Genomic DNA, 14707 nt, shown 5'->3' on the forward strand with positions numbered 1-14707 from the left:
ACCAGCTGCGACCAGTTTGCGACAGTCCGCGGACGTTCTCGCCACTCGCGACGGCGATCGTCGGAGGCATGACGCAAGCAGAGCTGACCAGACCTGTGACGACTCGGCGCAGGGCGCACCTGCCCGCGCTCGACGGTCTGCGAGGTGTGGCGATCGCCGGGGTCCTGCTGTTCCACACCGGCCAGCTGGGCGGCGGGTTCCTCGGAGTCGATCTCTTCTTCGCGCTGTCCGGCTACCTGATCACGGATCTCCTGCTTCGCGAGGTCGAACGAACCGGGGTGGTGTCGCTGGCCGGGTTCTGGGGCCGCCGGATCCGGCGTCTGTTGCCCGCACTGGCCGTGATGCTCGTCGGAGTGACCGTACTGGTGTGGTTCGTGGGCGCACCGGACCTGGTACGCACAGCGCTCACTGACGGGCCGTGGGTCCAGGCCAACCTGATCAACTGGCACCTGCTGGCCGAGTCGGCCAGCTACTGGGAACGGTTCGGCGCAGAGCGAGTCTTCGGGCATCTGTGGAGCATCGCCGTGGAGGAGCAGTTCTACCTGCTGTGGCCACTCGTCGTCCTCGGTATCGCCCGGCTGTCGCGGCAGGCGCACCAGCGAGTCGCGCTGGTCGCGGCGGCCGGAGCTGTGGCCTCGCTGGTGCTGATGATCGTGCTGCTGAGCCCGGCGGATCCCACACGGGTCTACACCGGCACGGACACCCGTGCGTTCTCCTTGCTGCTAGGCGCTCTGGTGGCAACCCACCCAGTCCGCACTGCAGTGCTCAAAGCCGTCGGCGGTCGGATCGGCGCAGTGGTGGCGCTGCTGGCAGCAGGTCTTGGTACGGCGTGGGTCCTGGTCGACGGGGTGGAGTCGCAGTGGCTGTTCACCGGCGGACTGTTCGCGCACTCGCTGGCCGCGGCACTACTGATCGTGTTGTGCACGCAAGCCCCGGACTCGCTGCTGGCCAAAGGCCTGGGCTGGCGTCCGCTGCGCGGACTGGGACAGATCTCCTACAGCCTTTACCTGTGGCACTGGCCCGTCATCGTGCTGTTGCCGGACCACATCACCGGCTGGCTCCGCACCGTCGTCGTCTGCGCGGTTTCGATCGCTCTGGCGACCCTGTCGAAGTACCTGGTCGAGGACCCGATCCGCTTCCGGGCGAACTGGGCCAAGGGACGGACCGGACTGATCGCGTTCGTGGCGGTGATGGTCGGACTGGCCGCGCTGTGGCTGCTGCTGCCCGCACCGGACCCGACGCTGATCGACATCACCGGTCTCAACTGATCAGCGGGCACGTCCGCAAGCGGTCCGACTCCGGTGTGGTGAGCGTGAAGACGAGCCGCACCTTCATACTTCGCGATCCGCCGCTCTGGATGTGCACGGCGACCGCCGTACAGACGATCTGGTCCATGCCCAGCGACGTGACGTCGTCGGCTGTCAGCGGCACGGTCAGCTCGATGACGTCTGGATTGATTGCCACACCGAACCGGGTCGTCCCGCCGGAAGCGATCTCCGTGTGCAGGTTGCCGGAATCGCCGGGGCCGGTCATGAGCAAGGCGAGCGCGTCGGCGATGGTGCCCAGTCGACCGCCCATGCGTGGCTGAGCGACCAGGTGCTGGGACGCATCAACGAAGTACAGGGTCGGGCCTGCAGCCAGACCAGTTGGGGCTTCGCCGCCGTCCGACACGCCAGATGGCTGGATCCCGCAGCCTGCCAGCGTGAGTACGCCCAGAAGGGCTAGGAGCCGTCTCATGTCCGCTCCGGATCGCGCGGCAGCCGCAGGGTGAAGCGGGCGCCACCACGCGGGTTGTTGGCAGCGGTGAGGTCACCGCCGTGCAGTCGGGCGTTCTCAAGCGCTATGGCGAGCCCGAGTCCGCTGCCCGGCGTACGGGTCCGGGCAGCATCGGCTTTGTAGAACCGGTCGAACACATGCGGGAGCACCTCCTCCGACAACCCTGAGCCGTTGTCGGTCACTTCGACCACTGCCTCGTCGGCGTCGACAGAGACCCGCACCATGACCGGCTGTGCGCCATGCCGCAACGCGTTGCCGACCAGGTTGGCCACGATCACGTCCAGCCGCCGCCGATCGCACCGCAGTACGGCGTCGTCCGCGGCGACCAGGTCGACCTGGTCCAGCCAGCTGCGGGCGCGCAGGCAGTCGCGAACCGCACCGGCGAGGTCGGTCTCCTCCAGCCGCAGCTGGGCCGTACCTGCATCGAACCTGGAGACCTCCATCAGGTCCTCGACCAGGCGGACCAGTCGCTCGGTCTCGGTGATGGCAAGCTCTGCGGACTCTCTGGCGTCCGGCTCCAGCTCGGCCGTTGTCGCCGCCAGCACCTCGACGACTGCGGTGAGCGTGCTCAAGGGAGTCCGGAGCTCATGCGAGACATCGGCCGCGAACCGGCGTGCATCGCTCTGCATCCGGTGCATCGCCGCCATCGACTCCTGCAACGACGCCGCCATGTCGTTCACCGTGTGCGTGAGGTCGGCGAGCTCATCCGCACCCTGTGGCGCTGTCCGCGCCGACAGGTCGCCCGCAGCGAGCCGGTGGGCAGTGTCGCGCAGTTCGCGCACCGGTCTGAGCACACTGCGGGCGGCGAGCAGCGCAAGCAGAACAGCCGGCAGTAGCGCGAGCGCCGACGTACCGATCGCGCTTCTGGTCAGGTGGTCGATCTGCTGCTCGACGCCGGTGAGGTCCCGGACCGAATACACCTCGACGCCGGATGGGGTCCGTGATCCGTCCACTGCGGTCACCATGACCGGTGTGCCGATCAGTAGCCAGGACTTGCCGTCGGCGGTGATGCGCTGTGCCACCAGGCGCTGCTCTTCACGTACGGCGGTGCGCAGCGCGTCGGTGATCAACGCCGTAGCTCCGTCAGCGGATCGCAGGCTCCGGAAGGTGACCAGCGTGTTCTCCCCCACCGCAAGCCGGACCCGGTCGAGAGCGGCCTGATCCGGCGGATAGCTGAGCTCCGGCGTGATCGCCGCAAGCTGTTGCGCAGTGGACTCAGTCAGGCGCTGTTGGTTCGAGGTGACCAGCGCATCGCTTGCCGATCGGGCGCTGGACCACGCCGCGGCGGCAGCACCCGCCACCGTCACCAGCACGAATGCGACCACCAGCCGAGCCCGCAAACCTGTCAGCAGCGTCACAGCGGTCCGAAGCGGTAGCCGAACCCTCGAACGGTCTGCACGTACTGCGGTGCTGTCGGGCTGGTCTCGATCTTTGCCCGCAGCCGCTGCACGCAGTTGTCGACCAGTCGCGAGTCACCGAGGTAGTCGTGCTCCCACACCGCCTCAAGCAACTGCTGCCTACTGAACACCCGGCCTGGTGACTGCGACAGCGTGAGCAGCAGCCGCAGCTCGGTCGGCGTCAACAGCACCGGAGCGCCCCGCACCGCCACTGTGAGAGCCGTGGTGTCGATCTGTAGCTCGCCGTAGCTGCGGACACCATCCGGAGTGCTGTCAGTGCGCCGCAGTACGGCGCGGATCCGGGCATCGAGGACAGTCGGCTGGACCGGCTTGATCACGTAGTCGTCCGCGCCGGCCGCGAGCCCCTCGACCACGTCGAAGTCGTCACCGCGTGCTGTCAGGATGATGACCGGTACCGCACCGGCCGCCCGGATCCGGCGGCACACCTGGAGCCCGTCGACACCTGGCAGCATCAGGTCCAGCACCACCAGATCGGGTGCGTCCGAGCTGAACTCGCGCAGACCGTCCTCCCCGGTCTCGGCTGTCCGGATGTCATGGCCGTGCCGGCTCAGCGCGAGTTCGAGTCCACGACGTACCAGCGGGTCGTCCTCGATCAGCAAGATGGCCGGCACCTCGCCAGTATGGGCAGGATGCGCAGCGATCGGTGCGCACCGCGAGCTCCTGCGACACAACCGCGACATTGCGGCGGCCGGACCAGGACATCGCGTCGGCAGGCTTCACCTCATGACGAAGACGCGAAACCTTGTTCTGGGCCTGCTGGGCCTGTTGTCGATCGCCGCCTGCTCCACCACCACCAGCTCCGGGGCCGAGCCACCGAAGACCTCGGCCGAGAGCAGCAGCGCCAAGGTGCTGCTGCTGGGTGACTCGATCGCGGAGGGCGAGTCACTGGCGCTGGGAGCGGCGCTGAAAGCCAGCGGGGTCGGCTTCCAGTCGCTGGCCGCAGCCGGTGGCGGCAATGTGGTCGGGCCGTTCGCCGCCGAAGGCTGGAAGAAGCTCCCGGCCGCCATCACCGCCACCCGGCCGACCACGGTCGTCTACCAGGTGACGACGTACGACTGGGGCACTCACGCGGAGCAGAAGGCGGCGTACCGGAAGCTGCTCGCCGCGGTCAAGGCAGCCGGTGCGAAGCTTGTCTTCGTCACCGCCCCGCCGATCAAGGCCGACGACTTCTACCGACCGCACCTGGCAGAGCTCGCCCGTACGACGGCAGTAGCGCGCGAGGTAGCAGCCGAATCCGCCGGCCAGGCGCGAGTACTGGACGCCTCAGCAGTCTGGGGAACCACCTACGCGCAGCAGAAGAACGGCAAGGCCGACCGCAGCTCAGATGGCATCCACACTTGCCCCCAAGGCGCCGCCCGCTTCGCCAACTGGCTGGTCGGCCAGCTCGCAACAGCGACACCCACGTTCACCCCTGCGGCCGCAGACAGCTGGGCGAACACCGGCTGGGCCACCGACAAGCGCTTCAAGGGCTGCTGACCAGGTCGGGCCTGGTGGCTCACGGCCCCTCAACCGTGAGCCACCAGGAGTTCTGGCCCTACTTCACCTCGTAAGCCCGCGTGATCGTCTGGTCGACGCGGTTGCCGGCTGCGTCCAGCGCCTGAGCCCGCAGCGTGACGAAACCGGGCGTCTGGTCGAGCGACGCCTTCCAAACCGCCGCCCCGGTACGTCGTACCGGCACCTCCTGCCAGGTCTTGCCGTCATCGAAGGACGCCGACAGCTGCAGGCCGACAATCGGCCGGACTGGTGCCTGGAACGCCGTCTGCACAGTCACCGGGAACTCGAATCGCCCTTGTGGCGCACGGTTCCGCTCGTCGAGCTGTGGCGAGTAACGCACGTTCAGCAACGGCAGGGCGGTGTCCACACCGTCCGGGGTCCGCTTGGACCGGAAGGTCCACCGTGACGAGATCTCCGGGGACAGTTTGGTCCAGCTGTCCGCCCGCTTGGTCACCTTGGTCAGCTGGTACGTCGCCTCGTCCGGCGGGACCGCGAACGTCTGGATCCCGAGTGAATCGGACGCACCGATCTCCTGACCGTTGCGGATCAGCGTGGTGTGTTCAGACGCGAGGGTGGCGTCACCCAGTCGGTTGGGCACGCCGTCCGCGAAGGACGGCACGTAGATGCCCAGACTGTCGCCGTCCCGGGCTGACCAGGGCAGTGCGTCGCGCCCCGGGTTGCCGATCCGGGGGTCGGGCAGGCTGGGGCCGAAGACACCACGCTGCCAGTCGACCTGCGTCGTCCGGCCGGCCGGGTAGGCCTTCGGCTCCGAGTCGACCAGAGTCAGGTACTCATAGCCTCCCTCCGGCGTGTACTTGTAGACCTCGTTGCTGAAGGACCACAACACGTTCTTGGTCGAGTAGTACTCGTCGCGGCGGAACGGCAGGTTCATCCCGGCGGCCGGCGTGAAGACGAACGCCGGCACCCAGTGCCCACTCGCGTCCCGCTGCGGCAGTGCCGGGAAGGTGTAGTTGTTGGCGCGGTAGCCGGGCTCTCCGGCGTACGACGCGTCCACGTGCGCGTAGTCACGCGGGTCGGTGATGACCGAGGGGTTGGCCGGGATCTGGCCGGGCCAGACCGCGGAGTCGTGGTAGAAGTACGGACTGTCGAGGTACTGGTCGCCGCCAGGGTCCTGTCCGTCCGCCATGCCGACCCAGGCGACATGGGCGTAGGCCGTGTACTTGTTCGGCGCCACAGTCCGGTTCGGAACGACGTACATGGTGGGGACGAAGTTCGCCGTACCGGCGTTGTCGACGCCGACGCCGCCGACGTAGGTACCGTCGCCGATGGTCCGGGCGACGCCGATCCCGGTGGCCGCCGCGGTCGCGTCGGTGACCGGCTGCCGGACCGCGAGCTTGCGTGCCTGACGGCCGTCGAGCGTGATCGGGCCGGCGGCACCGATGACCAGGTTGGGCTCGGTGAAGTAGGTGACCTCAGCGAAGCCGACGCCGTTGTCGTTCAGCGTCGCGGTGTAGCCGTCGACGATGTAGCGGCCGGGCGGGAGCTTCTCCGACTCGCCCGCCGAGACGGAGTACATCGCCAGACGCTCCACATCGATCAGATAGGTGCCGGAGACGTGCTTGTCGTCGTTGACTGCAGGTTCACCGTTCCGGTCGAGCATCTGCACCTTGTGCTCGTAGCTGGTGATCTCCTTGCCCACACCGACGTTGGTACGAACAGCCTTGCCGTTGCCGGTGGCAACCAGCCAGGCGCCGTACGCACCCTCGGCCTCCGGCCCCGAGGTGTCTGCGGTGACGTCGACCGTCGCACTGCCGTTAGCCGGCACCAGCAGCGAGGCGGTGCTCAGTTTGAAGAGCTTGGCGCCGTTGAGCTTGAGCGACAGGCGCACCGGCTCCGCGCTGTTGTTGAAGTAGGTCACCGGCTTGGTGACCGGCTTGTCGTCGCTGTGCGGCGCAGCCTGCAGTCCCAGGTTCAGACTGCTCGGCATGGCGAGCACCGGCTGTTTGAGCGCTGCTGCGACGTCCACGCGCCCTGCGCCCTGGGTGTAGATGCTCTGGTCGCGCAGACCCAGTGACGCGCCCATCAGGGCCGACTTCAGCTGGGGCGCCTTCCAGTCCGGGTGCGCCTGCGCCAGGAGAGCAGCAGCGCCCGCGACATGCGGTGCGGCCATCGAGGTGCCCGAGAGTTCGGCGTACGACGCATTGATCGCGAACGGATCGAGTGGGGTGTTCGCGGCCCGCGCAGCGACGATGCGGCTGCCCGGTGCCGAGATGTCGGGCTTGACGGCCAGGTCGCCGAATCGCGGTCCCTGGCTGGAGAATGCGCTGTGCCCGTCGGACTTGGTCACCGACGCGACCGCCAGTGCGGCATCTGCGGCGGCTGGTTCGGACACCGTCGACGCAGCACCGAAGTTGCCTGCCGAGACGACGAACAGCGTGCCGGTGTCAGCCGTCAGCTTGTTGAGTGTTTCCGACAGGATGTCCGTGCCGTCGGACGGACCGCCGCCGATGCTCATGTTGACGACCCGCGCACCGGAGTTCGCAGCCCACTCCATGCCGGCGATGATGGCGGACGTTTCGCAGTTGCGCCCGCCACAGACCTTGCCGATCAGCAGGTCGGCGTCCGGCGCGACCCCGCGGTACTTGCCGTCCGATGCGGCGCCTGTGCCCGCCACAGTCGAAGCAACGTGCGTACCGTGCCCGATGACGTCCAGCACGTCGTCACCGGTGAAGCCCTTGGTGGCAACGACTCGGTCCTTGAGGTCCGGGTGGGTGGCGTCGTACCCGCTGTCGAGTACGGCGACCTTGACCCCCTTGCCGGTGAGTCCGGCCTCCCACGCGGTCGGTGCGCCAATTTGCGGCACACTGCGGTCCAGGTTCGGTGTGACACCGCCGTCCAGCAGGACCTTCTTCACCGTGCCGGCCAGTCCGGTACGACGCTTGGCCTGGGGGCTGTTCAGCCAGCTCCACCACAGGTCTCCGGCCTGAGCGCGTTGCTGACCGATCGCTACGGCGTCGATGATCGGCAGGTCCCGCTTGACCTCGGTTCCCTCCGGCAGCGCGCTCCGGACTGCGCTAGCGGTACCGCTAGCGGCGTACTGGACCAGGAGCGGGAGCTTCGGCGCTGACTTGTCCTCCAGCCCGAGTTCACCGAGCAGGGCAACGTCGAACAGCCGGGAGTCGACCACACCGGAGTTCACTAGTGGCATGGCGTCCAGCGGTACCACCAACTGCTGCTTGCCCAAGGCAAGCTTGTGGAACGCCATCCGGTCCCGGCCGGGACCGGGCCGGACGTCGATGGGAACGACACCGCTACTGGTCCGCCGGGCGAACACCTTGTCGCCGGTCACCAGCGTGAAGGCGAGCGAATCGCTCGTGACGGTTGACTTCTCAGCACCTGCAGCAGGTGGGACGGTCGAGGACAATACGACGAGTGCTACCGCTATTGCGGTTGCTAGGGCTTTCTTGGGCAAGGATTCACCTCGGTGGAAGGGCGTATTCCGGGCAGGGTGAAGCGCGGCGGCGGCTCGGGGAGAGCCGGCACCGGGTCTTAGGGGTGGATCAGCGAATAGCCATCGAGGGCGGCATCGGGCGGTCGTCGGTCCAGCCGGACTCGAGGACGATGTCCGCGCCGGCCTTGAACCCGCCGGTCTCGGAGGCGAGCAGCCGGCCGTGGACCGGATCGATGATGTAGTCCATCCGCCCGTCGCTGAACAGCGTGGGCTCGGCACCGGGCTTCATCCGGCCGAAGTCGGTCTTCAGCGAGACCTTCGTCCCGACGCGGCCCAGGGGGTCCTTGACGTTCTGCTGGATCGTCACGCCGGGGATCGTCGACAGCACCCGCAGTGCGGCGCCGCGCAGCTTCGGCGGCGAGGGCGCCTCGAACAGCAGTCGCCCGGCCGCGGCGTACACGGTGTAGTTCACCAGCTGTTCGTTCCTGCTGTCCGCTCCGCGCGCGAGGATCGCACGCAGCTTGACCGGATCGGTCGGCAGAGCGGCGATCTGCTGCGCGGTGAGCGGCTTGTCCCCCGACAGGTAGTAGCCCGGCGGCACGTTCTCGAAGGACATCTTGTTGACCACCGGTTTGGTGGGTTCAGTGGTGATCGGGTTCACCAGCTCGCTCTGCACCCAGGACTTCGGTGCGCCCTGCGCGCGCCACTTGGCCTCGTCCCCGGCGGTGGCCGGCCTGTAGCCGAGCTCCACCCAGCCGAACCAGGACTCGACACCGGGCTTCATCGGCATCCACCGCTCGGTGATGCTCTGGCGCTTCAGCGTGTACTTCGGGTTGCCGACCCGCGTGCCTGTGTCCACGTGCAAGGTGCGGACCCGGTAGTACTTGCCGGACACCTTCTCGTCGGCCTCTTGCTTGACGGCTGCGGCGATCAGCACCTCGCTGGCGCTGGCCAGCCGCGGCGGTGTCAGGGTCGCGGGTGCCACACCGACGTCTCCGGAGCCGGCACCTTGCAGCAGTGGTACGCCGAGGGCCACCACCGTCACGATCGCCGTGGTCGCTGTGACGGCACCGCCGATCCAGCCGGCCCGTGCCAGCGTGGATCGGCTGCGGTGCTTCTCCTCGTGGATCAGGGACTGCAGCTGCCGGCGTGCGGCGGCCGACACCTCCGGGCTGGGCCCGTCGTCCTCGGGAAAGGCCTTGCGGATCGACTCGAGCTCGTTCATCAGGAGTCAGCTCCTGTCGGATCGGTGTGGCCGAGAGATTCGCGGATGATGCGCCGGGCCCGGGACAACCGCGAGCAGACCGTGCCGTACGCAATTCCGAGCGCGGCGGCGACTTCGTCGTACGTGAGCTCGCCGAGAGCGACCAGCAACAGCACCTCGCGGTCCTTGGCGGAGACCTTGGCCAGTGCAGCGGCCAGCTCACGGCTGACGCCCTGCGCGGTCACCTGCGCCGCTACCCGCTCCTCGTGCCCGCTGGTCGGCTCCGGGAGCGGTAGCTTGCTGGTCGCTCTCCAGGCCCGGACCTCGTTGCGGCGGTGCCGCCGGATCAAATTGGTCGCGATGCCGTACAGCCAGGCCCGGACGACTCCGTTGCGGCTGTTGAACCGCTCCCGCTGCCGGAACGCGATCAGAAACGTCTCCGAGGCCAGATCGTCCGCCAGGTCGCTGCCGAGCCGTCTGGCAACGTATGAGTGCACCTGCCCGAAGTACTGGTCGAAGATGTGCGTGAACCGGTCAGGCTCACGCACTGACGCCTCCAGCACTCGACTGTCCTCGTCCGCCGAGCTGGGGGCAGCATGCACCCGGCCCTGGAACGCGATGGCCGCCAAGGCCACGTCGGGCGTCATCGGACTCCTCACATCTGCTGGGTCGCCAATCGGCTCGCCCTGTTCTTGCCCGATGTCCCCAGACCCCTTCTCGTGACCCCCGTCACACCCGCGTCAGCACAACCAGTGCCTGCGGGTAGACGCGCAGCCACGCCCGCTGGAGGACATGCGGCGCGAAGGAATCAGCGCTGAAACAGCACGGCCATCAGCTCGTGTGGGTCGTGCGATGCAGGCCAGTCACTGACCTGCCCGTCTCCCAGCTCCACAACGCGCCATGCGCCGTCGGCACGCCTCGTGAGGTCTACGGTCACAAACGGCAGCGCCAGGTCTGCCACCAGCGGCTCGACCTCCACCAGGTCCAGCCCGTCCGGTACGTCGTCTGGCGTGTCCGGGTGCGGAGTCACCAGCACGCATCGCCCGCCAACCCACCAGGTCCGCGCCTCCACGCCGGTGAACCGCTCGAAGCGCCGTACGACGAACCCTCCGGCGAACGAGTCCTCCCGCAGCTCCAGAAACCGCCGCGCCACCCGCTCAACCGCAGTCGCGTCCGCAACGTCCGGGATGTAGGCAGCCTCGTCCCAGTAGTGCTTCATCGACTTCACGTAGTCCCGCAGTACCGCAGGGCCTTCTCCCAGCTCACCCACTGCAGTCACCAACGCGGCAACGTCGTCCCCCACCGTCCACACCGACTCCGGCGTCACCTCACGCAGCGCGTCGTACCAGCCCGGCAGCTCGTGCGCCGCCCGATAGCTGTCCGCACCGGTCCTCAGCGAGACCCCACGCTCCCCCAGCGCGCCCGCAAATCCGTCGTACTGCCCGGTCGTCAGCATCCACCCGCGATACACCGCATCGTCGGCAGCCGGCACGCCATCGACCGTCAGCGCGTCATGGTCGATCCGAGCCACCGGCACGCCCAGCTCCCGCGCGGCAGCCGCCTGTGCCGCGAAGTGCGGATCCACGCGCCGCGGGTTCAGGGGATCACCAGGCACCAGCAGCATGCCCCCATCCTCCCTAAATCTCGCCCGCCATACGCGACAGCGGGTGTCGTGATTCGGTGCGACGCTGGTCAGGTGCCAACAACCGACCTCACCGAACTCCGCGACCTGCTGGCCGCGGACCGCAAGCGCACGTCCGCCCTGATCGCATCCCTCACCCGAAACTTCACAGCGATCGTCGAGGCCACCCTGCTCACCGCTACCGACGACGAGCACGATCCCGAAGGCGCCACCATCGCCTTCGAACGCTCCCAGACCAGCTCCATGCTCGTGACGGCCAGCAGCCACCTGGCTGAGGTGGATGCAGCCCTGGAACGCATCGCCAGCGGCACTTACGGCAGCTGCGAGCGGTGCGGCGCGCCTATCGCCCCAGAGCGCCTGCTAGCCCGCCCGGCAGCCCGCACCTGCATCACCTGCGCGTCCTAGCGCAGAAGGCGACGTCAGAGGTAGGTCTGGGTGCTGGGGGGTGCGGATTCCATCCAGGCGAGGACGCCGGTGAGGGCTTCTTCGGTCATCGCGAAATGGACGGTGCGATCGCGGAGCTCGGCGTCGACGATGACGTGGCCGGCGTAGGTGACGAGGGGCTCGTTGCCCATCGGGCGGCGGGTCTTGATGCCTTCGAGCTGGCGGCGGTTGACGGTCAGCTTGGGCCACCAGGCGAGGCTGAAGACGCGGAACCACTGCAGGTCGTCACCGACATAGCGGGCCAGGCCGAGGGCCCAGCCGCGGCCGTGGTCCTTCTCGGCGAGCTGCAGGCTGCAATCGAACGTGCCGCCGTCCCTGGTCAACCAGCGACGACGGCACGCGAAAGCGATGATCAGCAGTACGGCGGCAGCCAGACAGACCCCGACGACATCGAGGACTGTTCTCATACCCTGCCGACCCCATTTCCGGTGCCCACTTGATCCCGGCACCGCCGGAGAACCCGTACTGTCAGTGACGTTGTCCGATTATGGCAGGTGGGGTGAAGCCGTGATCGGCCCCACCCCACCCGCGGTACTTCAGGATGCTGTTTCGGCGGCCCGGACCCGGGCCTCGGCGGCGCGGACCTCGTCCGCGTCGGCCTCACCGGCGGTACCGGTCGCGAGCGCCTGCTCGAGCTCGCGACGGGCCTCCTCCAGGTCGATGTCGTGACCCATCTCGGCGTTCTCGGCCAGGATCGAGACCCGGTCGTTCGCCACCGAGATGAAGCCGTCCGGGGCGGCCGCGACGAGGAAGTCCCCGTCGACGGTCCGCACCTGGACGGTGCCACCCTGCAGCAGACCCAGCAGCGGGGCATGGCCGGGGAGGATACCGACGTCACCGTCGGTGGTGCGGGCGATCACGATCGTCGCCTGCCCCTCCCAGACCACCCGCTCGGCCGCGACCAGCGCGACCTCGAGGTGCTTGCTGCTTTCCTCAGCCATTACAGCTCCTTCTGGAGCTCAGCCCAACGCCGCTCGACGTCGTCGAGCGAACCGACGTTGAAGAAGGCCTGCTCGGCGATGTGGTCGCACTCGCCGTCCGCGATCTTCTTGAACGACTCGATGGTGTCCTTCAGCGGCACCGTCGAACCCGGCGTGTTGGTGAACTTCTCCGCCATGTAGGTGTTCTGCGAGAGGAACTGCTCGATCCGGCGCGCGCGGGCGACGGTGATCTTGTCCTCTTCGGAGAGCTCGTCGACACCGAGGATGGCGATGATGTCCTGCAGTTCCTTGTTCTTCTGCAGGATCTGCTTCACCCGGACGGCCACGTCGTAGTGCTCCTGGCCGATGTACTGCGGGTCGAGGATCCGCGACGTGGAGGTCAGCGGGTCGACGGCCGGGTACAGACCACGCGACGCGATCACTCGCGACAGCTCGGTGGTCGCGTCCAGGTGCGCGAACGTGGTGGCCGGCGCCGGGTCGGTGTAGTCGTCGGCGGGCACGTAGATCGCCTGCATCGAGGTGATCGAGTGACCACGCGTCGAGGTGATCCGCTCCTGCAGAACGCCCATCTCGTCGGCCAGGTTCGGCTGGTAACCCACGGCGCTGGGCATCCGGCCGAGCAGCGTGGAGACCTCGGAACCGGCCTGCGTGAACCGGAAGATGTTGTCGATGAAGAGCAGTACGTCCTGCTCCTTCACGTCGCGGAAGTACTCCGCCATCGTCAGGGCCGACAGCGCGACGCGAAGACGCGTGCCCGGCGGCTCGTCCATCTGACCGAAGACGAGCGCGGTGTCCTTGAACACGCCCGCGTCTTCCATCTCGTGGATCAGGTCGTTGCCCTCACGGGTGCGCTCACCGACACCGGCGAACACCGACGTACCACCGAAGTTGTGGGCGATCCGGTAGATCATCTCCTGGATCATGACGGTCTTGCCGACACCCGCACCGCCGAACAGGCCGATCTTGCCACCCTGGACGTACGGCGTGAGCAGGTCGAGGACCTTGATCCCGGTCTCGAGCATCTCGGTCTTGGACTCGAGCTGGTCGAAGGCCGGCGCCTTGCGGTGGATCGGCCAGCGCTCGGTGATCTCGAACTCGGACTCGTCCTGGTTCAGGCACTTGCCGGTCACGGACCACACGCGGCCCTTGGTGACGTCGCCGACCGGGACGGAGATCGCGGCACCGGTGTCGCGCACCTCGGTACCCCGGACCAGACCGTCGGTGGGCTTCATCGAGATCGCCCGGACGATGTTGTCGCCGACGTGCAGCGCAACCTCGAGGGTGATCGTCGCGGTGACATCGGCCAGCGTGATGTCCACCTCGAGGGCGTTGTACATCTCCGGCATCGCGTCCGCGGGGAACTCGATGTCGACGACCGGGCCGATGACCCGGGCAACCCGGCCCACGGCACCGGCCGCGCCGCTGTTGTCTTTCTCGGTAACCGTCGCTGTCATCTCTCTCACTCGCTCCCGGCGTTGGCGTCAGCCAGCGCGTTGGCGCCACCGACGATCTCGCTGATTTCCTGGGTAATGGCCGACTGCCGCACCTGGTTGTACTCGCGGGTCAGTCGTTCGATCAGATCCTGCGCGTTGTCCGTGGCCGACTTCATCGCGCGCTGCCGGCTGGCCAGCTCGGAGGCCGCCGCCTGCAGCATGCAGTAGTGGATCCGGCTGGCGACGTACTTGGGCAGCAGCCCGTCCAGCACGTCCTCGGCGGACGGCTCGAACTCGTACAGCGGCAGCACGTCCTCGTCGGCCGGGGCCTCTTCGCCCTCGACGACCTCCAGCGGCAGCAACCGGATCACGTCCGGCTTCTGCGTCAGCATCGACACGAACCGGGTGAAGACGATGTGGATCTCGTCCACGCCGCCCTCCTCGGTCGGGGTCAGGAAGGCCTCGATCAGCTTGTCCGCGACCTCGCGGGCCCGGGCGAACGACGGCGCGTCGGACTCGCCGCTCCACGACTGCGCGACCTCGCGCTGCCGGAAGGTGTAGTACGCGATGCCCTTGCGGCCGGTGAGGTACGGCACGATCTCTTTCTCGTCCTCGCGGAGCAGCTGGTTCAGCCGCTCCCCCTCGCGGATGACCGAGGACGAGTAGGCGCCGGCCTGGCCGCGGTCCGAGGTGATCAACAGCACCGCGGCACGCTTCGGGTTCGGCTTCTCCGTGGTCAGCGGGTGGTCGACGTTCGAGAACGTCGCCACCGCCGACACGGCACGGGTGAGCTCACGCGCGTACGGACCGGCCGCCTGGGCGCGTTGCTGCGCCTTGACGATCCGGGACGCCGCGATGAGCTCCATCGCACGGGTGAGCTTCTTGATCGTCGTGACGGAGTCACGGCGATCCTTCAGCTCGCGTTGGGTTGCCGGCATGGACG

Annotated in this window: 14 protein-coding genes; 3 read left to right on the top strand and 11 right to left on the bottom strand. The window is 67.9% G+C overall.

Going from position 1 to position 14707, the window contains the following annotated elements; translation table 11 throughout:
- Nucleotides 1-68: 68 nt before the first annotated feature.
- Complete coding sequence (locus ACFCV3_RS36505) at nt 69-1268, top strand: acyltransferase family protein (protein ID WP_376038355.1); 1200 nt, start codon at nt 69-71, stop codon at nt 1266-1268.
- Here ACFCV3_RS36505 and ACFCV3_RS36510 read toward each other — a convergent pair.
- The 3 genes from ACFCV3_RS36510 to ACFCV3_RS36520 are packed head-to-tail and all read right to left on the bottom strand — an operon-like array spanning nt 1261 to nt 3805.
- A complete protein-coding gene (locus tag ACFCV3_RS36510) occupies nt 1261-1737 on the bottom strand; it encodes a hypothetical protein (protein ID WP_376038357.1) in 477 nt (158 codons plus the stop codon). The two genes, ACFCV3_RS36505 and ACFCV3_RS36510, sit on opposite strands and share 8 nt — an antisense overlap.
- A complete protein-coding gene (locus ACFCV3_RS36515; RefSeq protein WP_376038359.1) occupies nt 1734-3134 on the bottom strand; it encodes an ATP-binding protein in 1401 nt (466 codons plus the stop codon). The genes ACFCV3_RS36510 and ACFCV3_RS36515 overlap by 4 nt, the downstream gene beginning before the upstream one ends.
- Nucleotides 3131-3805 (bottom strand): response regulator, encoded by a 675-nt coding sequence (locus ACFCV3_RS36520; protein WP_376038361.1) that lies wholly within the window; start codon nt 3803-3805, stop codon nt 3131-3133. The genes ACFCV3_RS36515 and ACFCV3_RS36520 overlap by 4 nt, the downstream gene beginning before the upstream one ends.
- A 112-nt stretch (nt 3806-3917) precedes the next feature.
- On the opposite strand from ACFCV3_RS36520, the gene ACFCV3_RS36525 reads away from it, so the two are divergent.
- Nucleotides 3918-4670: an SGNH/GDSL hydrolase family protein gene (locus tag ACFCV3_RS36525; RefSeq protein WP_376038364.1), complete on the top strand. Its 753-nt coding sequence runs from the start codon at nt 3918-3920 to the stop codon at nt 4668-4670.
- Between the two features lie 58 nt (nt 4671-4728).
- Here the strand turns inward: ACFCV3_RS36525 and ACFCV3_RS36530 are convergent, their stop codons facing one another.
- The 4 genes from ACFCV3_RS36530 to ACFCV3_RS36545 all read right to left on the bottom strand — a co-directional run bounded on the left by ACFCV3_RS36530 (nt 4729) and on the right by ACFCV3_RS36545 (nt 10928).
- The gene (locus tag ACFCV3_RS36530; RefSeq protein WP_376038366.1) at nt 4729-8121 is read right to left on the bottom strand and encodes a S8 family serine peptidase; all 3393 of its coding nucleotides are present in this window, start codon (nt 8119-8121) and stop codon (nt 4729-4731) included.
- Between the two features lie 88 nt (nt 8122-8209).
- Complete coding sequence (locus tag ACFCV3_RS36535) at nt 8210-9325, bottom strand: CU044_5270 family protein (protein WP_376038368.1); 1116 nt, start codon at nt 9323-9325, stop codon at nt 8210-8212.
- Nucleotides 9325-9951 (bottom strand): RNA polymerase sigma factor, encoded by a 627-nt coding sequence (locus ACFCV3_RS36540; RefSeq protein ID WP_376038370.1) that lies wholly within the window; start codon nt 9949-9951, stop codon nt 9325-9327. The genes ACFCV3_RS36535 and ACFCV3_RS36540 overlap by 1 nt, the downstream gene beginning before the upstream one ends.
- Nucleotides 9952-10112: 161 nt before the next feature.
- Complete coding sequence (locus ACFCV3_RS36545; protein WP_376038373.1) at nt 10113-10928, bottom strand: ATP-grasp domain-containing protein; 816 nt, start codon at nt 10926-10928, stop codon at nt 10113-10115.
- Nucleotides 10929-11000: 72 nt separating this feature from the next.
- On the opposite strand from ACFCV3_RS36545, the gene ACFCV3_RS36550 reads away from it, so the two are divergent.
- Nucleotides 11001-11351 (top strand): TraR/DksA family transcriptional regulator, encoded by a 351-nt coding sequence (locus ACFCV3_RS36550; RefSeq protein ID WP_376038376.1) that lies wholly within the window; start codon nt 11001-11003, stop codon nt 11349-11351.
- Between the two features lie 14 nt (nt 11352-11365).
- On the opposite strand, the gene ACFCV3_RS36555 is transcribed toward ACFCV3_RS36550, so the two are convergent.
- From ACFCV3_RS36555 to ACFCV3_RS36570, 4 genes are all read right to left on the bottom strand, one after another.
- Nucleotides 11366-11797, bottom strand: a complete 432-nt coding sequence (locus ACFCV3_RS36555; protein ID WP_344154731.1) for a DUF2550 domain-containing protein — start codon at nt 11795-11797, stop codon at nt 11366-11368.
- A 129-nt stretch (nt 11798-11926) separates the two neighbouring features.
- On the bottom strand, nt 11927-12331 hold the full coding sequence (locus tag ACFCV3_RS36560) for a F0F1 ATP synthase subunit epsilon (protein WP_132400591.1): 405 nt from the start codon (nt 12329-12331) through the stop codon (nt 11927-11929).
- Nucleotides 12331-13785 (bottom strand): F0F1 ATP synthase subunit beta, encoded by a 1455-nt coding sequence (gene atpD / locus ACFCV3_RS36565; protein WP_376038379.1) that lies wholly within the window; start codon nt 13783-13785, stop codon nt 12331-12333. Before atpD ends, ACFCV3_RS36560 begins: the two co-directional genes overlap by 1 nt.
- Nucleotides 13786-13790: 5 nt before the next feature.
- Nucleotides 13791-14702: a F0F1 ATP synthase subunit gamma gene (locus ACFCV3_RS36570; RefSeq protein ID WP_376038381.1), complete on the bottom strand. Its 912-nt coding sequence runs from the start codon at nt 14700-14702 to the stop codon at nt 13791-13793.
- Nucleotides 14703-14707 lie beyond the last annotated feature (5 nt).

The organism is Kribbella sp. NPDC056345 (assembly GCF_042262745.1).
GTDB lineage: Bacteria > Actinomycetota > Actinomycetes > Propionibacteriales > Kribbellaceae > Kribbella.

What these genes read in the sequence shown, in the direction of transcription:
- ACFCV3_RS36505 (WP_376038355.1), top strand. Translation starts at nt 69, where the DNA reads ATGACGCAAGCAGAGCTGACCAGACCTGTGACGACTCGGCGCAGGGCG.
- ACFCV3_RS36510 (WP_376038357.1), bottom strand. Translation starts at nt 1,737, where the DNA reads ATGAGACGGCTCCTAGCCCTTCTGGGCGTACTCACGCTGGCAGGCTGC.
- ACFCV3_RS36525 (WP_376038364.1), top strand. Translation starts at nt 3,918, where the DNA reads ATGACGAAGACGCGAAACCTTGTTCTGGGCCTGCTGGGCCTGTTGTCG.
- ACFCV3_RS36535 (WP_376038368.1), bottom strand. Translation starts at nt 9,325, where the DNA reads ATGAACGAGCTCGAGTCGATCCGCAAGGCCTTTCCCGAGGACGACGGG.
- ACFCV3_RS36540 (WP_376038370.1), bottom strand. Translation starts at nt 9,951, where the DNA reads ATGACGCCCGACGTGGCCTTGGCGGCCATCGCGTTCCAGGGCCGGGTG.
- ACFCV3_RS36545 (WP_376038373.1), bottom strand. Translation starts at nt 10,928, where the DNA reads ATGCTGCTGGTGCCTGGTGATCCCCTGAACCCGCGGCGCGTGGATCCG.
- ACFCV3_RS36555 (WP_344154731.1), bottom strand. Translation starts at nt 11,797, where the DNA reads ATGAGAACAGTCCTCGATGTCGTCGGGGTCTGTCTGGCTGCCGCCGTA.
- ACFCV3_RS36560 (WP_132400591.1), bottom strand. Translation starts at nt 12,331, where the DNA reads ATGGCTGAGGAAAGCAGCAAGCACCTCGAGGTCGCGCTGGTCGCGGCC.
- atpD (WP_376038379.1), bottom strand. Translation starts at nt 13,785, where the DNA reads ATGACAGCGACGGTTACCGAGAAAGACAACAGCGGCGCGGCCGGTGCC.
- ACFCV3_RS36570 (WP_376038381.1), bottom strand. Translation starts at nt 14,702, where the DNA reads ATGCCGGCAACCCAACGCGAGCTGAAGGATCGCCGTGACTCCGTCACG.